Origin of the sequence: Pseudomonas sp. SWRI99, from assembly GCF_014270125.1 — a bacterium.
In the GTDB taxonomy this organism is placed as follows: Bacteria; Pseudomonadota; Gammaproteobacteria; order Pseudomonadales; family Pseudomonadaceae; genus Aquipseudomonas; species Aquipseudomonas hamedanensis.
Genome location: NZ_JABWQR010000001.1, coordinates 261,897 through 282,772 on the forward strand (window position 1 = coordinate 261,897; position 20,876 = coordinate 282,772).

The 20,876-nt window shown below is 53.2% G+C and carries 23 protein-coding genes and 1 pseudogene; 21 read left to right on the forward strand and 3 right to left on the reverse strand.

The features are described from left to right. Positions 1–6 precede the first annotated feature (6 nt). Positions 7–447: a phage tail protein gene (locus tag HU743_RS01200; protein WP_186646276.1), complete on the forward strand. Its 441-nt coding sequence runs from the start codon at positions 7–9 to the stop codon at positions 445–447. Further along, a complete protein-coding gene (locus tag HU743_RS01205; protein WP_186646278.1) occupies positions 444–1,733 on the forward strand; it encodes a contractile injection system protein, VgrG/Pvc8 family in 1,290 nt (429 codons plus the stop codon). Before HU743_RS01200 ends, HU743_RS01205 begins: the two co-directional genes overlap by 4 nt. A gap of 24 nt (positions 1,734–1,757) precedes the next feature. On the opposite strand, the gene HU743_RS01210 is transcribed toward HU743_RS01205, so the two are convergent. After that, entirely contained in the window at positions 1,758–1,934 is a 177-nt protein-coding gene (locus HU743_RS01210) for a hypothetical protein (protein ID WP_186646280.1), read from the reverse strand. Positions 1,935–2,038: 104 nt separating this feature from the next. Next, complete coding sequence (locus HU743_RS01215) at positions 2,039–2,395, reverse strand: helix-turn-helix transcriptional regulator (protein WP_238351668.1); 357 nt, start codon at positions 2,393–2,395, stop codon at positions 2,039–2,041. 103 nt (positions 2,396–2,498) lie between these two features. Here HU743_RS01215 and HU743_RS01220 point away from each other — a divergent pair, with 103 nt between their 5' ends. From HU743_RS01220 to HU743_RS01305, 19 genes and pseudogenes are all read left to right on the forward strand, one after another. Then, positions 2,499–2,699: a DNA-binding protein gene (locus HU743_RS01220; protein WP_186646430.1), complete on the forward strand. Its 201-nt coding sequence runs from the start codon at positions 2,499–2,501 to the stop codon at positions 2,697–2,699. A 29-nt stretch (positions 2,700–2,728) separates the two neighbouring features. Then, the gene (locus HU743_RS01225; RefSeq protein WP_186646290.1) at positions 2,729–3,202 is read left to right on the forward strand and encodes a YmfL family putative regulatory protein; all 474 of its coding nucleotides are present in this window, start codon (positions 2,729–2,731) and stop codon (positions 3,200–3,202) included. Between the two features lie 77 nt (positions 3,203–3,279). Beyond that, positions 3,280–3,561, forward strand: a complete 282-nt coding sequence (locus HU743_RS01230; protein ID WP_186646292.1) for an ogr/Delta-like zinc finger family protein — start codon at positions 3,280–3,282, stop codon at positions 3,559–3,561. Next, complete coding sequence (locus HU743_RS01235; protein WP_186646294.1) at positions 3,561–3,935, forward strand: hypothetical protein; 375 nt, start codon at positions 3,561–3,563, stop codon at positions 3,933–3,935. The genes HU743_RS01230 and HU743_RS01235 overlap by 1 nt, the downstream gene beginning before the upstream one ends. A gap of 64 nt (positions 3,936–3,999) precedes the next feature. Continuing rightward, positions 4,000–4,233 carry a hypothetical protein gene (locus HU743_RS01240; protein WP_186646296.1) on the forward strand — a complete coding sequence of 78 codons (234 nt, stop codon included), beginning with the start codon at positions 4,000–4,002 and terminating at the stop codon, positions 4,231–4,233. Positions 4,234–4,235: 2 nt separating this feature from the next. Beyond that, positions 4,236–7,040: a toprim domain-containing protein gene (locus HU743_RS01245; protein WP_186646432.1), complete on the forward strand. Its 2,805-nt coding sequence runs from the start codon at positions 4,236–4,238 to the stop codon at positions 7,038–7,040. Positions 7,041–7,079: 39 nt separating this feature from the next. After that, positions 7,080–7,376 (forward strand): hypothetical protein, encoded by a 297-nt coding sequence (locus tag HU743_RS01250; RefSeq protein WP_114881044.1) that lies wholly within the window; start codon positions 7,080–7,082, stop codon positions 7,374–7,376. A 37-nt stretch (positions 7,377–7,413) separates the two neighbouring features. Further along, positions 7,414–7,551 carry a hypothetical protein gene (locus HU743_RS01255; RefSeq protein ID WP_186646298.1) on the forward strand — a complete coding sequence of 46 codons (138 nt, stop codon included), beginning with the start codon at positions 7,414–7,416 and terminating at the stop codon, positions 7,549–7,551. Between the two features lie 68 nt (positions 7,552–7,619). After that, positions 7,620–7,862 carry a hypothetical protein gene (locus HU743_RS27085; protein WP_238351669.1) on the forward strand — a complete coding sequence of 81 codons (243 nt, stop codon included), beginning with the start codon at positions 7,620–7,622 and terminating at the stop codon, positions 7,860–7,862. An 87-nt stretch (positions 7,863–7,949) separates the two neighbouring features. Next, the gene (locus tag HU743_RS01260; RefSeq protein WP_186646300.1) at positions 7,950–8,159 is read left to right on the forward strand and encodes a hypothetical protein; all 210 of its coding nucleotides are present in this window, start codon (positions 7,950–7,952) and stop codon (positions 8,157–8,159) included. Further along, positions 8,156–9,304, forward strand: coding sequence for an integrase (locus HU743_RS01265; protein ID WP_186646302.1), 1,149 nt, complete (start codon positions 8,156–8,158; stop codon positions 9,302–9,304). Before HU743_RS01260 ends, HU743_RS01265 begins: the two co-directional genes overlap by 4 nt. Positions 9,305–9,364: 60 nt before the next feature. Further along, positions 9,365–10,132, forward strand: coding sequence for a hypothetical protein (locus HU743_RS01270; RefSeq protein WP_186646304.1), 768 nt, complete (start codon positions 9,365–9,367; stop codon positions 10,130–10,132). Positions 10,133–10,472: 340 nt separating this feature from the next. Next, on the forward strand, positions 10,473–11,801 hold the full coding sequence (locus HU743_RS01275) for an integrase arm-type DNA-binding domain-containing protein (RefSeq protein ID WP_186646306.1): 1,329 nt from the start codon (positions 10,473–10,475) through the stop codon (positions 11,799–11,801). A gap of 904 nt (positions 11,802–12,705) precedes the next feature. Continuing rightward, positions 12,706–13,686: an integrase domain-containing protein gene (locus tag HU743_RS01280; protein WP_186646308.1), complete on the forward strand. Its 981-nt coding sequence runs from the start codon at positions 12,706–12,708 to the stop codon at positions 13,684–13,686. Beyond that, positions 13,683–13,958 (forward strand): hypothetical protein, encoded by a 276-nt coding sequence (locus HU743_RS01285; protein WP_186646310.1) that lies wholly within the window; start codon positions 13,683–13,685, stop codon positions 13,956–13,958. Before HU743_RS01280 ends, HU743_RS01285 begins: the two co-directional genes overlap by 4 nt. 512 nt (positions 13,959–14,470) lie before the next feature. Beyond that, entirely contained in the window at positions 14,471–15,463 is a 993-nt protein-coding gene (locus tag HU743_RS01290) for a DUF4917 family protein (RefSeq protein ID WP_186646312.1), read from the forward strand. 79 nt (positions 15,464–15,542) lie between these two features. Then, positions 15,543–15,881, forward strand: a pseudogene (locus HU743_RS27090) (hypothetical protein); the annotation flags it as partial. 176 nt (positions 15,882–16,057) lie between these two features. Continuing rightward, on the forward strand, positions 16,058–16,792 hold the full coding sequence (locus HU743_RS01300; protein WP_186646314.1) for a DUF5677 domain-containing protein: 735 nt from the start codon (positions 16,058–16,060) through the stop codon (positions 16,790–16,792). Positions 16,793–17,071: 279 nt separating this feature from the next. Continuing rightward, entirely contained in the window at positions 17,072–18,418 is a 1,347-nt protein-coding gene (locus tag HU743_RS01305) for a hypothetical protein (protein WP_186646316.1), read from the forward strand. A gap of 676 nt (positions 18,419–19,094) precedes the next feature. Here HU743_RS01305 and HU743_RS27435 read toward each other — a convergent pair. Then, positions 19,095–20,306 carry an RES family NAD+ phosphorylase gene (locus HU743_RS27435; RefSeq protein WP_186646318.1) on the reverse strand — a complete coding sequence of 404 codons (1,212 nt, stop codon included), beginning with the start codon at positions 20,304–20,306 and terminating at the stop codon, positions 19,095–19,097. Between the last annotated feature and the right edge of the window lie 570 nt (positions 20,307–20,876).

Sequence of the window (20,876 nt, forward strand, 5' to 3'; positions counted from 1 at the left end):
ACGGCAATGATGATGGCTCTCGGCATGTTCATCTTCAGTCTCGAAACCTTGGCGTACCAGGAGCTGCAGCGGCAGACGGAATGGCGTCACGGCTCGACGTCGCGTATAGGCACTAACCCATCCCGCCAGTTTCTGGGCCGTGGTGAAGATTCAATCAGCATGCCAGGCATTCTCTTGCCGGCACTCGCCGGGACGCCGCTGAGCCTCGACACGCTCCGCGCGATGGCCGATACCGGCAAAGCATGGCCGTTGATCGAAGGCACCGGCAGGATCTTGGGTATCTGGGTGATCGACAACATTACAGAGAACAAAACTTTGTTCTTCTCGGATGGCGCAGCACGCCGCATCGAATTCACCATCGCGCTCAAACGGATCGATGACGGCCGGGTTGATCTGCTCGGCGCCGGCGTGAGTACAGCCGGCAATATCCTGAGGAAAATCCTGTGATCGACCAAGCACTGAGTCGGGTCGACGGCTATCTGAGCGACGCGCAGGCCTCCATCCGCGAAGCGAGGGCCTACCCCCGTCCAATCTGTCGGCTGGAGGTCGACGGACGCGACATCACAGCGGCGATCGAGAAGCGCCTGATGAGCATCGAGCTCACTGACAACCGCGGGCTCACCGCAGACCAGCTCGACGTCACCCTATCGGACCATGATGGTCGCCTGGCAATCCCACCGAAAGGTGCGACGCTACGGCTATGGCTTGGCTGGGGCGACACCGGACTGGTCGATAAAGGCACATACACTGTCGACGAAACCGAGCACAGTGGCGCGCCAGATCAGTTGAACATCCGGGCTCGCAGCGTGGATCTGACAGCAGGGCTGAAAGCCAAACGGGAGCGAAGCTGGCACAACGAGACGATCGAGACCGTGGTGCAAGCCATTGCCGGTGCCTACGGCCTTGGTCCTTTGGTCAGCGCCGCGCTCAGTGCCATCCAGGTGGTTCACCTTGATCAGGCCAACGAGTCAGACGCGAATCTGCTTTCTCGCTTGGGGCAAGAGCACGATGCGATCGCAACGGTAAAAGCGGGCAAGCTGCTTTTCATGCCGATCGGCAACGGCACAAGTGCCAGCGGCTTGGCACTGCCACACATCACCCTGACCCGCCGCGACGGTGATCAGCATCGATTCCTGCAGGCAGACCGAGACAGCTACACGGGTGTGCGGGCGTTCTATTACGACGTCAACAGCGCGGAGAAAAAAGAGGCTATCTCTGGAGGCGGCGACAACATCAAGGATCTGCGTCACTCATACACGGATCAGAAAAGCGCTCTGGTGGCTGCCCGTGCTGAGTGGAACAAGCTGCAACGCGGAAGCGCGACGCTCAGTTACTCGCTGGCACGCGGCCGGCCAGAACTGACACCAGAGCTCACCTATTCGCTGATCGGTATCAAGCAGGAAATTGCGGACGTGATCTGGCTTGGCGGCAACGTTAAACACAGTTTCACGTCTGATTCGTTCACCACTAGCCTCGAGCTCGAATCGATGCTTCCTGAGGGCGACGAAGTAGCCGAACTGGCGGACGATGCCGGCGACTACACAGGACTTGTGGCGTGGTACCGAGACGCGAAGAGTGGTCAGCAGCAGAAGTTGAGCGAGGGTGATCAGAGCAAACCTAAGCGGTTGACCCACCTTTACGAGAGCAAGGCGTCAGCACAACGGGCGGTGGATAGGGAGTACAAGCGACTGCAAGCGAAAAGCGGATCAGCCGCTGCAGGCATCCCGACATGACCTGCCGGGATGCGGCAAGCGGGTTCAGCGATAATCCGTTTGCGCCATCATTTCCGCGATACGCCGAAGATGGCTCTGATCCGCCTCGGACATCCTCCGGTACATACTCAGCAATATGCACTCCATCTGCGTCAAATGCTGAGCAGCTTTGCTCTCCTGAACGTCCTGTTCAAGCTGCTCCAAAACGCCACGATCCAACATGCTTACAACTCCTAAAAGCCGCAGAGGATCGTCTAAAACTTGGCATTTTGATGCATCAACTGAACCCGATCCCCCGTAGCGCCACCGGACGGAGCGGCCCTATCTCACTCAAGCGGGAGCGAGCTTTGCGATTCTTTAGCTGTCATGTCGGCCAAGCCTGTAACGATCCGATGCACAGCAATCTGATCGCCAGGGCTCAACGAGCGAAAGCAGTTCAGCACTTCATTTTCAATCGTGGTGTGGGTACTGACAGCTGTGTCGCGTCGCCCGAAAAGCACGTAAACCACGTCCACACCAATCTTCGAGACAGCCAGCAGATAAGCAGTATCAGGCCGCTGGCGATCGTTCTCGTAATTTCCTTGGGAATTGCGTTTCACCCCACCTATATCTGCCAGCTGGTTTTGATTAATGCCAAGCCGGTCGCGCTCTTCCCGGAGCCGCTCGCCCAAAGTTTTTTCCAAGGAGTCTCCAGTTACACAAATTTTTGGCATGTGCCGCTTTACACAGCCAATTTCTTGGGCATAATGATGGCACACACAACACGATTGAACACAGATGAACACTATGCCCGTCCTCCTTACAGCCGAGCAAGCCCGCGCAGAACTTGACCGCAACGGGATAACCATTGCGCATTTCTGTCGTGAACACGGCCTGAACAAAAATTTGGTCAGCGATTTGTTGAACGGTCGCAAGAAGGGCGTGCGAGGCGAGGCCCGACGAGCAGCTGTGCTCCTCAGAATCAAAGACGGTGTGATTTCAAATTAATGGCATTTGGCTACGCGAGAAACCAGAAGATGAAACGCACCGTTCTAGAAACCCGTCGGCAAGTCGTAAGCGCAGTGATTTGTGCGTATCCGGGCGGTCGTGATTGCGCAGCCCCGCGCTTGGGTATGTCGGTGAAAAAGTTCGACAACCATGCCTATGAGAACGCGGGCAGCCGGCCGCTTACTGACGAGCAGATCTGCCTGCTGGAGTTGCAGACCGGGACCACTCACCTTCCTGACTTCGTCTGCAACCTGTACGGCGGTGTGTTCGTTCCGGTTGCCGAAGCCGAGCAATTGGACAACCTCGACCTGTATGCCCGCTCGATCAACACAGCGGTAAAGCGTGGCCTCGTCGACGCGATCATTTCCAAAGCACTCCAAGACGGCGTCATCGAGGACGACGAAGTGCAGGCCATTCTTGCGGCGCACCGTGCGCACGTAGCAGCCAGACACGAAGAGATCACTGCCGTGATCGTTCTGCATCGGGAAAACCCGGGCAGCTAGGAATCGAAATAGGCGCTGGAAGCGTCGCCATTTTTCGGCGTCAGCCGAGGGCCGCGATTAGCGGCAGGGAGAAAAAAGTGAGCACTTATAAGCTGGTATGTCCGCACTGCCGTGAGCGCATGCGCATCCGGACCAGTGAGGGCACGCATATCTTTTTGCGTATTGCCTACCTGCAATGCATCAACGAGGCATGCGGTTGGTCGGTCCGGGCTGAGTTTGAAATGACTCACGAAATGAGCCCATCAGGCATGCCGAACCCGGCTGTTTGTTTGCCAGTGGCTCCCGTCGCTATTCGCCGGCAGGCAATGAAAAAGGAAGGCGAGCAGCAAATGGACCTACTTGGACTGGAGACGGCCTGATGAACACATTGATCAGCGAGCAAAATCCCGAACGGGAATACCGCGCCTCTATGCAAGACGCCGCGCTTTGCTACATGCAGCGCCACCAGGCAGAGCACCTTGGCAACGATCAACAGCTTTTTACCCGAACGGTCGCCCACCTGCAGACAACTCTGGATGTACCCAACTTTCTTGCCGAGAACCTGACGGGCTTGGCATACGGACAACTGCGCGCAGGCGCTGGCCAGCGACGCCTTGATCTGAAAAACAGCAGTGAATCGGTTGCAGTCTTCGCCGATCCAGCCAGCGGCAAATCGTACGCCATCCCCGTCGCGCTGATATTCCAGTACCTGGTCCAGGCCTCGGAGCCCCGACCGAAAACCCTCAACAACTGACCGAATCGCTCCACCGTTTGCGTGTGGGTTTGGGTGAATTGCGCCCGAAATCAGGAAGAAAGCCATGAACACAGCACTTTCCATACAGATGAGCCTGAGCGAAAGCCTCGCCGAAGCCTTGCTGCAGGAGCTCCGTGAGCGCCTGCGAATGGGCATTCAGGAGCACTGGTATTCGGATCAGTTTCGCTGCGTTCCTGATGGTCTGCGCACCAGCGCCATTCTCTCGGCCTACCCCGCACTGGCGGCTCAAAAGACAACTCTCGGCGCCCTCCGGGTCGCCATCAGAAAGCAGGCATGACGATGGAAGAGAAAATCCGGGCCGACGTATTGACCCGACTTGAGTTCGATTACGGCCTGAAACACCGGGTCGGCACCGATTTCATGCGAGGTGGCACCTGCCCGGCCTGCAACAAGAAAGAGCTGTACTCCAGCTTTGCAAACCCGTTCTTCATCAAGTGTGGCCGCGAGAGCAAGTGTGGTCAGCAGTGGCACGTCAAAGAGTTGTATGCCGATCTGTTTGACGACTGGAGCAAACGTGCGCCGGCAACAGATGACCAACCGACCGCAAGCGCCCGCGCCTACATGGAGTTCGCTCGCGGCTTCAAGATCGATCTGGTGGCGGGTCTGTTCACCCAGGAGAACTACTTCGATCGCGTTTTGAATATCGGCTCGGCCACAGTGCGGTTTGCGCTCGAGCACGGCGGGTATTGGGAACGCCTGATCGACCAGCCTCAGCGCTTCGGTAAAAAGAAGGCACGCTTCAAGCCGGGCGAATCATACAAAGGGTATTGGTGGTGCTCCCCCTACGTCGACCTCACACAGACCTCGGAGCTTTGGATCGTTGAGGGGATTTTCGACGCGATCGCTCTGCAGCATAACGAGATCGACGCGGTAGCAGCGATGTCGTCAAACGCCTTTCCCGAGGCCTCGCTGAAAGCACTTGCAGCTGATCGGGCCGGCAACTTGCCAAGATTGGTCTGGGCTCTGGATAACGAGCCTGGCGCGCACCGCTACACGCTTAAATGGGTCGCCATGGCTCGATCCATGGGCTTTGAATGCACCGCCGCGCAAATACCGCAGCGCGACGCGCGGAAAGTGGATTGGAATGACCTGCATCAGCGGTGGGCCTTTATCGGTGACGAAGCCGAACGGCGTAGGCGCACAGAAGCGGATCTGAACGAGGCTCGCCACCAAGGCGCCCTACTGATTGCGGAAAGCGCTTCCGAGAAAGCGATGCTGATGTACAACTGGCGCGAGCGCGAAGAGTTCCACTTCGGGTTTGAGTCTCGTCTGTACTGGTGGAAGCTGGACATCAGCAAGTTCAACAACGCCATGCAGGCGCTGGAAACGAGCGAGAACCACGAAGAGCAGCAGCTGAACAACAAGGCGATGCGTGAAAAAGCGTTGCGTATGTCCGGCTGCGTGGTTGAGATCGCCAACTGCTATCCCCAGGCGCTGTACTTCCAGCGCAATGAGATCACGGACGAATCCTGGTATTTCTTTCGCGTCGACTTCCCCCACGACGGCGGCTCAGTGAAGAACACTTTCACCGGTGGCCAGGTCGCGGCCGCGAGCGAATTCAAGAAGCGACTGCTCGGCATGGCCGCCGGTGCAGTGTTCACCGGCAGCGGCCAACAGCTCGACAAAATCATGAAGGACCAACTGTTCGCGATCAAAACGGTTCAGACGATCGACTTTGTTGGGTACAGCAAGGAGTACGGCTGCTACGTGTACGGCGACCTGGCCGTAAAAGATGGCCAGGTGGTCGACGTCAATGACGAAGAGTTTTTCGAGTTCGGCAAGCTGCGCCTAAAAACCCTGCAACGTGCGGTGCCGGTGCGGATTCAACGCGACCCGAAGGAATACAGCGACGAATGGGCGAAACTGCTGTGGACATGCTTTGGAGCACAGGGCGTTGTCGCGCTGACCTTCTGGTTCGGCTCGCTGTTCGCCGAGCAGATCCGCGCTCGCTACCAGTCCTTTCCCTTCCTGGAAGCCACCGGCGAGGCCGGGGCCGGTAAAACCACCCTGCTCAACCTGCTTTGGAAGTTGCTCGGCCGCGCCGGCTACGAAGGATTCGACCCGTCCAAATCCACCAAAGCCGGCCGCAGCCGGTTGATGGGCCAAGTATCCGGCATGCCTGTGGTTTTGCTTGAATCGGATCGGAGCGGCGACGACAAATCACACGCAAAAAACTTTGAATGGGACGAACTGAAGGACTACTTCGGCGGCGGCACACTGGCGACCAAAGGAGTTAAAACCGCCGGTAACGAAACCTACGAGCCACCATTCAGAGGCACGATCGCTATCAGCCAGAACGCGCCAGTGATTGCGTCCGAAGCCATCATGACGCGGATCGTGAAGCTGCATTTTGTGCGGCCGAACGTGACACCAGAGAGCCGAGCGGCAGCTGATCGACTGACGGCCTTAGATGGCTCCAAGTTGAGCTACTTCCTGCTGCAGGCGGTGAAGCGAGAAAGCGACGTCATGTCCATCCTTGCCGACAAAATCCCGGCCCACGAAGCGCGCCTGCGCCGGCTACACACCCACTGCATCAGCTGCGACAACGAATATCCAGCGAATAACGAAAAAGCGGCATGCCAGCACTGTGGCAATCAGTTGCGAGGGTACATCCGCGTTGAGCGCATCGTAAAAAACCACGCCCAGCTGCTCGGCCTGGTGGACTGCATTCGCTCGCTGGTACCGCTGACCGATGCCCAGATCAGCGCAACACAGCGTTGCATTGTCTCGATGGCCATCGAGCGCCAGAGCTCGATCAGCGCAGACCACCCTGTTGTCGCGGAATTCTGGGAAGTCTACGAGTACCTGCAGGGGCTTGATGCCGACGGGCCGGTGGTCAATCACAGCAAGAAAGACAACGTCATCGCTATCAACCTCAACGAGTTCGTTGAGCGCGCCGCAGAACACCGCCAAAAGCTGGCCGACGTCAGCGAATTGCGCGATCGCCTGAAGGAATCCCGTTGCCGCAAATTCCTGGAATCGAACAAAGCCGTCGACAGCGCGGTGCGCGCTTACCAGGCCACGCGCAATAACAACACGATCACCAAGTCACTCACGGTCAAGTGCTGGATGTTTCAGGCGTAGGGCTGCAACCCGCGTCGACAGCTAGGAAAGGAGAGAACCATGCAGATTCAAATCGTCGCCGGCACTGATCGTAGTGATACGCAAAGTCTGCAGGATCGCATCACCCAGCTGCTCAACGAGCTTGGGAACACGGTGCAGGCTGAAGCCTACGGTGCGAACGGATTGGTCGACATCTTGGAGGTACGGGCTACCGATGGTCAGCGCGAGATCTTGGTGCTGAATTGCTCCCGGCTGCAAATCCAAGCGGTTTTGGACTGGCAGTCATGTAGCGAGGACACGAACGAATTCGAAGACCTGGTGCTGCACCTGGTGCGATCGCCAGACAGCTACCAATAACGCCGGCTGCAACCGGCACATTTGAAAGGAGAGAACCATGCGCAACACAGAGCAGCTTGAACAAACCCAACGCGGAGCACTGATTGGGCAGTTGATAGGCGCCGTCTTGACGGTGGTGTTGATTGCCATCGTCGCGGTGCAGGTACCGGATTTGATGATCTGGATTCTCAGCTAAGCGACCGAGAAGTCGGTGCCATGGGGCTGCAACCCCATGGCACCTGCCACCCCTGAAAGGAGAGAACCATGCAAGACCAATCCCACAACGGCAGCGTCGCCGAGGCTAACGCACCTCGTCTACGGCCGACAATGGCCAGCCACCGGCTCGATCTGCCGAGCATCTGCGATATCTGCGGAAAAGCGCGATCGACGCGCACACATCGAAGCTGTAGCCGCATTCGACAGAGACGGAAAGCTGATGAATGGGCCGCGTTAATGGCGGAAAGAATTGCTGCACGGATGTCGCGAGGCAAGCGCTATTCACGCTGAAGCACTGCTAGTAGATGGACAGCAATGTTCTAACCACAACGCCTCAGCGCAAGAACTACACTGGCTAAGGCGTCACCAAAACGAAGGATGACCATGTCGAGCAATGTCTTGATATTTGAAGACCTGCAGCGCATCACCGGTTACCAGCGCCGATCGGACGTAGAGAAGACGCTGATTGAACAAGGTGTCCGGCTTTTTCGCGGCCGCACGGGGCCGTGGACGACGCTAGATCTAATCAACCAAGCTGCCGGCATGAAGCCGGTCGCAGCAGAGCGATACGAAGCCGATATCCTATGAGGAAAGCTCGGAAGCGGAAGCACAATCCGCATATCCCCACCCACATCGACCAGGCCGCCCTTCCGGCGGCCATTTATTTCGACCAGCGCGGCAGCGGGGTTTGGTACACCCTTCATTACGATGAAACGGGAAAACAACGCCGAAAAAATGTGGCGCCTGCTGACGTTTCACTCTCTGAACTGCACCGCATAATGGACGAAGCTTCCAATGTCGACAGAGGCACGCTTCGCTATGTGTGCGAACAGTTCCATGAAAGTGATCGCTATAAAAAGCTTGCCCCCAAAACCCACACCGACTACTGCTACTCCCGCGACGTTCTACTGAACATTCCCACCAAATTGGGCAAGCCGCTTGGCGATCTCGCTGTGAAGAAATTCACCGCCGCCCTGGTGCAACGAATTGTCGATCGGATCGCAGACGAGGGCACGCCCTCAAAGGCGGCGCACGCACTGCGTTATCTGCGCCGCGTGCTGCAATGGGGACGTAATCGGGGTTTCCTTGAAGTGAATCCAGCCCTCGGCATCGAAGCGCCCATAGAACGAAAACAACGCCGGTTGCCACGGTTGAACGTAATGGACGTCCTAATCGACCGTGCGACAGCGCGGGGGCGACTGGCACGTAACGAACCAGGAAGCTGTCCTGAGTACTTGGCCAGCGTCATGGAGCTCGCCTACCTTTGCCGGCTACGCGGCATCGAGGTGGTGACACTCACGGATGCGAACGAGCTTCAGGAAGGGCTTTTGACCAATCGCCGCAAGGGCAGCCGGGACAATATTGTTCGATGGACACCGCGACTGCGCACTGTCTGGGAAGATGCGAAGGCTTTACGGGCGAGGATTTGGGAAAGCCGTAAAACGGCTATTCCGATCGCGGCGTCAAAACGCTTCATCATTGTGGCCAGCCACGGTGGCCCACTTCGTAAATCGAGCCTCGATACTGCCTGGCAACGATTTATTACTCTGGCCATCGCGGACGGAAACATCGAACCGGAAGACCGTTTCGCCCTGCACGATCTAAAAAGGCGGGGTATAACTGACACTACTGGCACCAGGGCGGACAAACAGGAAGCGAGCGGCCATCGTGACGCGAAGATGATGGACGTCTACGACCACAGCATTCCACTGGTTTCGCCTTCCGCTGATTGAGATATGTAGGCTCGGCTAATCCAAAAGTTAGCGTCGCCCGCCGATAATGGAGTAACGAATGTGGAACTAATGATTCCCTGCGGTGAGTGCGCGCTCGCTGCCTCAATGAAAGACGGTGGCTTTGGACCAGACGGCGTGGTGCTTCGGAATACAGCAGTGCTCGTTCAAGATAAAAATCTGTATCGATCCACCTGCCCGGAAGGGCATCAACTTGTAGCAATTCTCAATAACCTTCCATTTGAGTTACTTTTCCAAAGTGGTTTAGAAGCCTTAGCGGACGGCTATCTGCGGGAATCTGTGAGCAGCTTTGCCGCTGCATTGGAGCGGCTGTATGAGTTTTCCATCCGGGTCCAACTGACAGACGCGAATGTGAGTACCGACGAGATAGAGTCGACGTGGAAGACAGTCGTTTCCCAGTCAGAGCGCCAGCTTGGAATGTACATTGGCATGAGAACGTTGCAGGAAGGCAAACAGCCGACCGTGCTTTCTCCCACTCAGTCAAAATTTCGCAATGATGTTATTCACAAAGGCTATTTTCCGGATTTCCAAGAAGCATTCGGATTTGGCGAGGTAGTGTTTAGGCTAATTTTGGAAGAGGTAGCCCGCCTGGACCAGTGCTTTAAGGGTGCCGTAGGCATCCAGGCGAATGCGCATCTGGAAAAAGCAATGAAGACGCTAAAAAAGGACGATCCCCAGCCGAGTATGTTCGCCTTTGGCTTGGCAGTTACAGACCGCACTGATCGGCCGTTCTCCGTGGTCGTTATGAACGCGCAAGCGAATCTGCGCAGAAGACGTGCCGGTGAAGCGCCGCCTACAGGCAGTGCGTAAAACAGCGAGGATCCGCGGATCGACTACACGTAACAAGCCTCACCCCCTCTCCTTAAACCAGCAGGATCGGGCACAACCTGACGTAATAGAAAAATCGCTAACCTCTTGTTTCTGTTCTTGAAAGCACCTTCCTTGTAATCAGTAGGTCCCGGGTTCGACTCCTGGTGCCGGCACCACATTAGGCTCCATTGCATTCCACCGAATGCTCTGGAAGCCCCGAAAACCCGCCCTTTGGCGGGTTTTTTCGTTCCAGGACCCTCTGTCGGGATCCAACAAAATCCCCCTTCCCCGAGGGTATGTTAGGGGTACTGCGATTTCCCGGTCAGGAGCGCGTACCCCTATGCCACGTCTAGCGATCCCCCTCAGCGACCTGCAATGCCGCACGGCCAAAACCCGCGAACGCGCCTACAAACTGTTCGACGGCGGCGGCATGTACCTTTTCGTCAAACCCAATGGCGTGAAGACCTGGCGCTTGAAGTACACCAAGCCCAGCGGCAAGGAAGGTACGCTCATCATCGGCAATTACCCCATCGTTACCCTTTCCGTCGCACGACGTAAGCGAGACGAAGCCAAGGCGTTGCTGCTCGACAACCTCGACCCAATGGAAGAAAAGAAGAAGGCCAAGATCGTAGCCCAGCGGGCGGCACTGCTTTTCGAAACCGTTGCTCTGGAGTGGCACGCCGACATGTCCCGTCGCTGGACCGAAGGACACGCAAAAACCGTGATGAGCCGACTACGTACCCACGTCTTTCCGCTGATCGGCCAACGACCCATCGCTGAACTCGATACCCATGACCTGCTAGAGATCACCCAGCGCATCAAGGAACGCGGCACCATGGATGTGGCGTTAAGGGTACAGAACTACTTATCCACCATTATGCGCGGGGCCAAAAGGGCTCGGCAGATCACCATGAATCCTGCACTGGATCTGGCAGGCTCGATTCACGCGCCGCGCACAGTCCATCGCCCGGCCCTATCCCTCAATCGCCTACCCGAACTGCTAAACCGCATCGACAACTACAACGGCCGCGAGCTGACGCGCCTTGCCGTCCTGCTCACGCTGCATGTATTCGTCCGCTCCAGCGAACTGCGCTTCGCGCGATGGAGTGAGTTCGACCTCCAACGCGCCATGTGGGAAATCCCCGATACACGCGCACCGATTGAAGGGGTACGCAACTCCACACGAGGGACCAAGATGAACGGCGACATTCAAATGGTTCCGCTATCGCCGCAGGTCATCGAAATACTGGAGCGCCTGCGCAGCCTCAGTCGCTTTTCAGAGTTGGTGCTACCGGGCGACCATAAGTACTGGAAGCCCATGTCCGAGAACACGGTGAACACCATGCTCCGCAACGTCGGCTATGACACTAGCAAGGACGTGTGCGGCCACGGCTTCAGGACCATGGCCTGTAGCGCCCTACTGGAGTCCGGGTTATGGACCGACGCAGCCATCGAAAGACAAATGAGCCACAAGGAACGCAACCGCGTGCGCGCCGCGTATATCCACAAAGCTGAATTTCTGGAGCAGCGCAGACTGATCATGGCGTGGTGGAGCAACTACATCGACGCCAACCGCCATGGGCATGTGACACCCCACGAATTCGCTCACCCAGTCGGCGACAACATCACGGCCCTACAAAATAGCCGTGGCGCATCCAAACGTGGGTAAGCCTGTGAGATCACCGTTGTCCGCCCTTCCACGCGGGTCCATCCAAGCGGGGCTGCAAAGCCGCCCTGCTTGGATGGACCTCATTTAAAAAATCTAAAGCCCACGCAAATTGTCTGTGGAAAACCATAGATTTCCACCGGTGGATAATTTCATCCACAGCCGCAGAATTCCCGAAAATTCGAGCCTTGACCCAAATTATCCACAGGCGTAGAAAAGATCGGGCAAGTGCTGTCGTTGACAGCAACCCAGGTAGCCAGAACCTTTAAGGCTACGCCACACCGTGGTGGTTCTCCCAAAGTGCGATTAGCGTCCGGCGGCTCGCACGCTCACAGCGATGTGATGGATGCCTACTTTTACCAGTGTGCCCACTGCGGCAACTTCCCCCTTTCATAGCTGCCTTGCAGCAACCTATCCGCTTGGCCATTTCCTTGCGCCAACCTGCGCCCGTCTCTTTCTCCCGGAAAGAGACGGGCGCATCTCACACTGCTGCAGCCCTGCTCGTACGGGCCTTTGCGGCTTTCCCCCTCGTGACAATCGGCGTGACAAACACCGAAAAGTCACCAGCAATAGCGATGCCGATGATGGTGCCGCAGTCCACGGAATGGACTGCACCTGACTGGCAGTCAGGCATGCCCCGGTCATCGCTTCACTGCCTTCACCTGACTCAGGATCTCGCGGCACTGGTCTCGTCAGCCAGTGCAGCCTCCACCCGCCCACCGGTAACGGTGTTCAGGAGGCCAGATCATGAGATGCCCAAGCTCCCGGTCGTAAAGAGCCGCCAGTCCCGCGCTAGTGGACAACCCTCACAGGTCGCAGGGGCCTTGATCCCTGATAACACTCAACATTCTTGGCGGGATGACGTGGGGAGAAGCTTCAACGTTTTGACTTCGAGAGGAGTTTGATCATGGCGTTGGTCGGTAAACGGGACGGGCGCAATTTTGGCTACGGCCGCCAACTGAGTTATGCCGGGCCACAGGCGTTGAAAGATCTGTTTGGCGGCGGGCATTACGGCACGGTCAAGGCGCACAGTGATCGCTGGCAGGCGTTTGTGCGCTGGTGTCGGTCGGAGGATGGACCAGGGTTTAACGATGCGCGACAAATTGATCGGCAGACCTTGCTGGACTACGCCGGACATCTGCGCCAACAAGTTGAACGAGGTGAGCTGGCCATCGCGACTGCGCAAAACCGGTTGTCCAGTGTGAATCGGACCATGGCCGCGCTTCGCGGTGATCAGTATGTGAAAGTGCCGAGCCCGAGTAAGGCGCTGGGAATGCGGCGCACCAGTGTTCGTTATTCAGTGCCGCAAGGCCAAAACCGCGAACAGGTGAAGCGGATCGTAGAGGTGCTTTGCGAACACCAGCAGCCGCGCGCCGCGGCCATCGCTCAGTTAGCGCGAGCCACCGGTATGCGTTTGCGCGAGGCCATTTTGGCCGACCTTCCCCGTCTAAAACGTGAGGCCGAACAGTACGGCAAGATCAACATCCAGGATGGCACCAAAGGTGGCCGTTCAGGTGCGTCGGCACCTCGCTGGATTACGGCAGATGATCATATTCGTGACGCACTGAGGTTTGCCGAAAAGGTCTCGCCTGACGGTAGCCACAACCTATTAGCCCCGCACGAAAGCTACCTGGATTTCATACAGGGCACCGTCCGTCCCATTCGAGACCTCCTCCATAAACACAACCTCAAAGGCTTTCATGAACTACGGGCGGCCTTTGCATGCGAACGCTATGAGCAAATCACCCAGCATCCCGCGCCTATCAACGGTGGCCATTGCCACCAACTCGACCGACGCCTCGATCAGGAGGCTCGAGTGCAAATCAGCTATGAGCTGGGGCACAACCGTATCGTCGTGGCCGCCGCCTACATTGGTAGTCGAGCATGAGCACGGCATTCGATATGGATCTGTTCCTGGCGGGCGTCCTGACCGGGTCGCATACCACGCGCCAACGCCACCTACGTCAGGCGAAGGCTATCCAAACAGCAATCGCTGAGCGCTGGCAATGCGACAATCCATGGACTTGGCAGAGAAAACACCTTGCGTGGTTTTTGAATCACCACCTAAACCCGCGCACTGAATCGACGCGCTATTACTATTTGCTGACCATGCAATTACTCACTCTTCGCTTAGGAAAACCCTGGCAGTTCAACCGCTAAACGAAGGTCAGAAAACGGCCGATTCTGTTGAAAAAGTCGATCATGGTTTCCACGGCAGAAAAGTACGCGTCCGAGATTGAAATCTTTACTTTTGGCAGAGGTTTCCAGACGCAGATTTCACGCAGCAGCGTGCAAAAATGGCGTTCTCACTAGGCAATGGCCAAGCAGTTTTGGATAACCGACTTTTTCAACAGAATCGGCCAAAAGCAGTCTCTCGTGAGTGACCGCTCGCCCAAAAGCGTTCGGCACGAAGCTCAATTATCTTTAAGCTTTCCAACAGCGATTGCGCGCGGGATTGGCTTTTGTACGAAGCGCTTTTGAGCCGTCGAGCACTCCTACATTCCGGCTTCGGAGTTCTGGCTTATGAGCAAAGGCGTATCACATGGATTCGACCCGAGGCATACTGGCGGCCAAGTGCCACCCCAGCGTATGCTGGTATATGTTATGACGCTGAGTTTCAAGATCACACACCGAAATCAGATCTAAAAAGGTCGAGTTCCAGGGAAGGGCATATGCCATACGAAATTCATCATTGGGAAGATATCGCGGGCGATTTTGAGCGGGGCACCGCTATCATCGGCAACGGTGCAAGTATCGCAGTCGATACTGGCTTCGGTTACGGGTCTCTATTAGAAGAAGCACGCAGGCTCAACCTGTTCACTGCGGAGGTCGAGGAACTCTTCAGGTCGTTTGATACGGTGGATTTTGAATTGGTGCTGAGGCTTGTTTGGCACGCGACCAAGGTCAATGCTGCTCTCACCATCCCAGATGGTCTAACGCGTCGGGTTTACCAAGATGTTCGACGAGCGCTCATCGAAACCGTACGCGAAGTGCATCCAGATCATGGTGAAGTGGCCTCTCGTTTGCCAAGCATGTATGGCTTCCTGAAGCAGTTCAGTACGGTGTTGTCGCTGAATTACGACCTTCTCGTTTACTGGACAATGACATACGGACTAGACGTTCCAGACCGTCACCAATTCAAGGACTGTTTCGTAAATGGGCAGTTTGATGATGACTGGGCACGCTTTAGAGAACCCTTTCGGGAGCGGACAAATACTCTTGTTTTTTACCCCCACGGCAGCTTGGCGCTGTGTCGTGACGTTGTAGACAACGAAAGCAAAATACATGACCAGGGTGCTGGACTTCTCGAGGCGATTCTAAATGCGTGGATCAGGGGCCGTTATATCCCTCTTTTTGTGAGCGAAGGAACTGCGGCACAGAAACTATCGGCGATCCAGAACAGCTACTACCTCTCTACCGTGTATCGAGAGGTCATCCCCTCGTTGACCGGAAGTCTCACCCTCTTCGGATGGGGATTAGGGGAGCAGGAAATGCACTTACTCCAACGACTTGGTCGAGCGAATGTGAACCGAGTTGCATGCTCGGTCTATGCAGGCAACCAGCGGTATTGCGATGGAGCATATCGAACTCTCAGAGATCAGCTAGGTGAGGTCGAGGTCGTATTCTTTGACAGCGCGACTGCTGGGTGGGCGGTCGACGCATAGCTGTTAACAACTGATGCCGACTTGGCCACGACTGCCCTACAACTCTACTCGCTCATGATATTTATGAGCCGATGCTTGTCTCAAGGTCTACCTCTGCGATCATCATCGTCCATGGCGACGGGGTAGGAATGAGAACACCAGCAGGTTGTTAAGGCAGTACTTCCCGAAAGGAACCGACCTAGCTGATCACTCGCGAGACACGCCCAATGAAGTGGTTTGGCACCTAAATAGCCGTCCTCGGAAAACACTAAGCACTAAATACGAAATATGCTCACTGAACAACTTAGTCAGTCTGCTGCGTCGTCCGGTTGAATTAACAGCCAAGAGTGGTCATTCAGATGAGTCTCCAAGCAGCCCACTTCCTGTTTGGTCATGCGAAGCTGAAAGCACCGTAAGGTATCTAAGGGATCAAGGGTAAATTTCCTGAAAATGCTGGAACAAAGTGATGTCAAAGTACCCGACAGTAGTCTGTCACCTTGTTGTCATAGTAGGCTTCAGGTTATGGCCTCCCACAGAGGCTGAACATGCGACCAGCGAATAGGAAACCAAATTTTTCCAGTAAAATTCCTTGCTGATTTTTACGACGGGAGGCTTATGCAAAGTCCATATAAGGATGACTTCAGAAATTTTGGTTTTTTATCAGCCGAGGCTGATCAGATGAGAGCTTCGCAACGGCACGATCTCTCTCCAAAATTTCTCGAATTACAGCAACATGTAATGAACGCTCTGGATGTGTTAGAGGTTACTGCACTGGAACGTGAGGATGAATTTTGGTGGGCCGCAATAGGATTGTGGGTAAGAACTCTTGAAGCCTGTCAGGGTGCCATCAGACTGGCTGATCTGGGTATGGCTTCATCCGCAGTTTCGGTCTTGCGTACTGCATACGAATGCCTTTTCTACGCAGCTGCTTTGTGGCGAAAGCCAGAGAGACTAAAAGATTGGAAAGAGTGGACCGAAAAAGAACAAAGGACACAAGTAAAAGGAGTGCTTAAGGAGGGTAAGAGTACATTTACAAGCATAGAAATTGAAAATATGGAACTTCTTTTCGATTCACTGACAGATGGCAAGAAATGGTCTACATATGACGCAGCCAATGACTCTGGCCTTTTGCTTGATTATCAGGTTTCCTACAGAGGGCTTAGCCTCATCGGAGCACATGCGACTGCTGTCAGTGTAGGTTGCTACTTCGAGAAAGATACAGAAGGCAAAACCAAAGCTACTATCAAGCCAGATTTTTCGCAGTTCAGTTTCATTTGTATAAGCGTGAAAAAATGCTTGGATATAGCAATCGAAAGACTATGTGAGTCTTCTAAGGTAATTACTCCCTAGGTTGATGAACTGAGATAGAGCAAGAGCTATCACCCAGCAGAGCCAGAATTAAAATTCAACAACCAGGATCGCTCGCTCACATCAAGAGGCTGGTGAAAGCAGTGTTTAACCACCACCCAGTTTTTTTGATGCATTTATTTTGACAAATTCGTTTAGGATAGATTTATGAAGCCATGTATGCTTTACGATTGAAGTTTAATGTCTATCCCTTATACGACTTCCGTTAGCCACGGCGACCTGACCATTTAGTCTTTACGCAAATTCTTACATGGAGCACGTATGACACAGAAAACAGGCAACGAATATATAGATCGCATGGCAGACGACAACGACCTCTGCATACCCGTCATAAATCAAAAACAAATCTACGATTTGCTCGCCAATGTTGATGCCATGATCAAAGCGATGGGCTTCTCTGATTATTCCAAACCCAAGACGATCTTAGACCTCGATCAACTACAGGTTTTAGACTACTCCAAGCTACCCTCTCTTTTGCCAGAACAAATAAATTATATAAATCAATCATTAGGAAAAGTAAAAGCGGACCCACAAGATCTGATTTTCTTTGGGTTGCGCTCTCTGGTTTCCTTCGCTTGGGAACTCCCACAATCTATCAGAGACGTACAAATCGCAGCCGCCCACGAAATAGCATTACAAACTGCAATAAGCCACATAGCTGATACGATAGACTACAACTTTTGGAAAGAAGATACGCTACTTCCTTACTGGATGCGTTTGAGCTATTTAAACGCACTCAGCAAAATACCAAAGGAGGTATTAGTAGAATACCGGCTCGACAAAGTGGCATGTATACCCGTTAAAAATACAGTCTTCAATGCTAGCTCAATAGTATATGACGGAAATTATTATATATCGATGAACTATGCGCTAGAGCCAATACTTAAGTTTATGAACAGATTTTTAGTGCACTTTTTTACAACGCGCGAAAATTTCGCGGGACCAAAACGAACTCAACGTGCGCTGGACGAAATCGCGGCAATTATTTTTCACTTCATTCGCAATGTTCCCGCCAACAATATATTTTCATACTCTGTGATATACGGAGTTGATAGTGCAACATCAGTGCAATGGCTTACAGCGGATCAAGTGGAATTCATATTTAAACATGAGCTTGGCCATCTTTTTTATCGCCATCCTCAGCGATTGGCTGGAGTGGACCCCGCTGTCGATAATATACAAGCTCGTCATCAATTTGAATATGAGGCTGACGCATTTGCGGCATCGATGCTGAAGATGGAAATCAGCGCAACGCAGTCACATTCAGTTGTAGCTGAGGACTCCACAATAGAGGAAAAACGCGAATTAAAGGAATACATCCGTGGCTTCAATCCTGTTCAGCTACTTTTCATTTACATGTCGTTTATAGACAAAGCTGGAGACAGAATGAGATCACGGTTGTCGAATATTTGCTCGTTTGTTCCAAAAAATCACAGTCACCCCAGCCCCAGTGATCGCCTAGCCAAGCTCAAACAGATGATGCCGAAGGATGTAGTCGATCAAAATCCACTGATCGAATACGCAGAGAAGTTCTTCAATGACATACTTCAATATGTGGATGATCTTGAGGATGCGGAGTTAATTGCTCGCATGAAATCGTTTTTTTAGATTCAGCTTGCTGCAAACTAAGAAACTCAAAATAGGGATTTTAATCAGATGACTGGGTTCATCGCGAATGGAGTATCAATGGAGTAGGGCTGCGCTAGGAAAGACGATCGTGGGCCACTTCCATTCTTTCTTGCAATTCTTCGCAGTATTACCCCGTCGTTCTTAGCTTTTAATTCTCTCCGATATTCATCGGCAAACAATTTCTGCCCCAGTGCAACTTTTCACGAGAGGCAGTTATGGATCGATAGAGGCAGGTCATGACTGACCGCCATCGCCCCATAACGGCCAACATTAAAACCCTTCTAAACGGAATAAAAGTGGACGCCAACGACGGTGGTACTGACTGGTCACATTCCTTAAGGTTCCGTCCTGACCATGACTCCTTCCATTGTGAAATCTCAATGTTATGCACCATGGACACGCGTTCGAAAATTCGAGCCTGCACTATTGGGAAAGTACTTTGTTTATTAAGGCTCTCGATAATCACATGCACAAGAAATCAGTAAACTGCAAGCTCTCATCACATTTTTGATATGGTCGTATAAGGTCTGTAGGAAAGAGGTTTGCTCCTCGTAGTGAAAATGCCCTGGCTCTTTAAAGCTAATCGTACACCTCCACAGCGGATTTGGACCAGCTGTCATTTTCCAAATTTCCGCGAAGATATTAAAAAGCTCTGCTATTTTTTCTTTGTCATGCTATGCAGAAGTGTCGAGAGTGGACTATTTTCATCAGGCTCGTATTCTTGCTTATCATAATCATCGCCAAGTACCGGCATTTCAATTGTCTCATATGTTAGAGAAGTAATCTTACATACTGCTTCACTCCCTTTTATTGGAGTAAATGCATCGGACGAAAAGCAGGTCAGATTAACCCCCGTTCCCACACTACTTTGAAATGCTAGTCCTTCGAATCCTTCAAGTCTCAGGGAGTCTGCAAATAATTGCGTAAGGCTATAGAGATAATTATGTTCGGGTTGAACAGGAACATTCAAGATGTCTGCGATGGACATTAAGTCCCTCAATATTTCAAGTTTTTCATCGCTAAGAAAGTTCCTCACATCAAAGCTGGAAAAATTCGCAATCGTCAGGTCGCGTACTAAACGAAACTTTGAGGTGGAGATGAGATGGCCAGGATGGGGGCGCAACTCAGAAACAGCAGTAAGAGCGTCAGATGCTAGATATAATACTGAAACTCTTGTTCGGTTGAATCGCCCCTCAGTCGCAAGATGTAGCGGCGGGCGTTCAATCTCGATTGATCGATATGGCTGATATTTATACTCTGGTGGGTAGCCAGGCTCGACGAATTTCGGAGAGAGCCGCATGCTTACGCCTACACGCCCTCTGTAATACTCAGCGCCGGCTGAGATAACCTGTACCAAATAAGGAGAAAGTTTTCTTATTTTTTTCCTTACTACCGACTCTACTTCAAAATAGTTGTCTTTGAGAGCTTGGTTTACTAAACCGGGCACAAAACCACTATGGTTTCCGCGTACTGAACTGAGAATGCCGCCATCCCAATATCCCCCGCCTAAGGTAATATCTTCCGCGGACTTGGGGTACCAACCTAACTCTTGTTCGATTGGGCACCAGACCTCGTCTGGAAGAGGATGCTCAGTAGCCTCGTCAAAATCAAATACGAATTTGTCCCGGCATAGCAGAGAGTAGAGTGAGCTGCCACCAATGTGGTTATTGTAATCCCACTCTGAGTAGTTAACCCTAACAAGTGCTCTCACTATCCTTTTAAGCCTATGGTCATTTGCGCTAAGTGTCTTGACATCTTTTTTATCGCATGTCGGACAGCGCTTAGCGTGTACCCCTCGTTCTTGAATTTCTAGTCGAAGTTCGTTATCGCTAGCGCAAAGTTCGCAAATCAAGGATTTATCAATCACTTCAACATCCGTTCACGTGTCAATTTGATTTTTTTCGAGCTGAATTTATCAGGAATGACTTCGAGAGTCTATTAAGTTTGTGATCATGTTTTTTTAAAATAGATTTCGAATTTTCATCATTGTCTTGGGTAGCAAGCCATTTGATAATTAATTCCCGCCCCTGATGTTATAAAGAATGTTGTCCTAGGTTATCGTATTTATCCAAGTTCTTCTTTGTTTTGTTTCCGAAATGGCTTCGTATTTTTAATGTCTAACTAAAAATTGTGCTTAGTCTAAAGGCTGCTGCTCTGTCGCGAATTGTTACGCGCTAGCTCCGCGACTCGTCGAAATTTATAATGCTATATTTGCTATCGGAAAAAGGCGTATTGCCAGTTGCGATCTTGCAGCGAGTGCTAGGAGGGAAAGAGGTAAGGCGCCGTGCACTTCCAACCACCTTGCAGCAGATAATATGATGCTAACTCTCAGGTATATCCGTGAACAAGGAATTTACTTTGAGCAATTCCTTAGTTTTATACCTGCTTGATGACGCCGAAGGGTCGATTTCGGTCGGTGGCGACAGACAGAATCCGG

Bases quoted from the DNA above. Each gene is read 5' to 3' on its own strand.
- HU743_RS01200 (WP_186646276.1), top strand. From the start codon at position 7: ATGATGATGGCTCTCGGCATGTTCATCTTCAGTCTCGAAACCTTGGCG.
- HU743_RS01210 (WP_186646280.1), bottom strand. From the start codon at position 1,934: ATGTTGGATCGTGGCGTTTTGGAGCAGCTTGAACAGGACGTTCAGGAG.
- HU743_RS01220 (WP_186646430.1), top strand. From the start codon at position 2,499: ATGCCCGTCCTCCTTACAGCCGAGCAAGCCCGCGCAGAACTTGACCGC.
- HU743_RS01225 (WP_186646290.1), top strand. From the start codon at position 2,729: ATGAAACGCACCGTTCTAGAAACCCGTCGGCAAGTCGTAAGCGCAGTG.
- HU743_RS01235 (WP_186646294.1), top strand. From the start codon at position 3,561: ATGAACACATTGATCAGCGAGCAAAATCCCGAACGGGAATACCGCGCC.
- HU743_RS01240 (WP_186646296.1), top strand. From the start codon at position 4,000: ATGAACACAGCACTTTCCATACAGATGAGCCTGAGCGAAAGCCTCGCC.
- HU743_RS01245 (WP_186646432.1), top strand. From the start codon at position 4,236: ATGGAAGAGAAAATCCGGGCCGACGTATTGACCCGACTTGAGTTCGAT.
- HU743_RS01250 (WP_114881044.1), top strand. From the start codon at position 7,080: ATGCAGATTCAAATCGTCGCCGGCACTGATCGTAGTGATACGCAAAGT.
- HU743_RS01255 (WP_186646298.1), top strand. From the start codon at position 7,414: ATGCGCAACACAGAGCAGCTTGAACAAACCCAACGCGGAGCACTGATT.
- HU743_RS27085 (WP_238351669.1), top strand. From the start codon at position 7,620: ATGCAAGACCAATCCCACAACGGCAGCGTCGCCGAGGCTAACGCACCT.
- HU743_RS01260 (WP_186646300.1), top strand. From the start codon at position 7,950: ATGACCATGTCGAGCAATGTCTTGATATTTGAAGACCTGCAGCGCATC.
- HU743_RS01265 (WP_186646302.1), top strand. From the start codon at position 8,156: ATGAGGAAAGCTCGGAAGCGGAAGCACAATCCGCATATCCCCACCCAC.
- HU743_RS01275 (WP_186646306.1), top strand. From the start codon at position 10,473: ATGCCACGTCTAGCGATCCCCCTCAGCGACCTGCAATGCCGCACGGCC.
- HU743_RS01280 (WP_186646308.1), top strand. From the start codon at position 12,706: ATGGCGTTGGTCGGTAAACGGGACGGGCGCAATTTTGGCTACGGCCGC.
- HU743_RS01285 (WP_186646310.1), top strand. From the start codon at position 13,683: ATGAGCACGGCATTCGATATGGATCTGTTCCTGGCGGGCGTCCTGACC.
- HU743_RS01290 (WP_186646312.1), top strand. From the start codon at position 14,471: ATGCCATACGAAATTCATCATTGGGAAGATATCGCGGGCGATTTTGAG.
- HU743_RS01300 (WP_186646314.1), top strand. From the start codon at position 16,058: ATGCAAAGTCCATATAAGGATGACTTCAGAAATTTTGGTTTTTTATCA.
- HU743_RS01305 (WP_186646316.1), top strand. From the start codon at position 17,072: ATGACACAGAAAACAGGCAACGAATATATAGATCGCATGGCAGACGAC.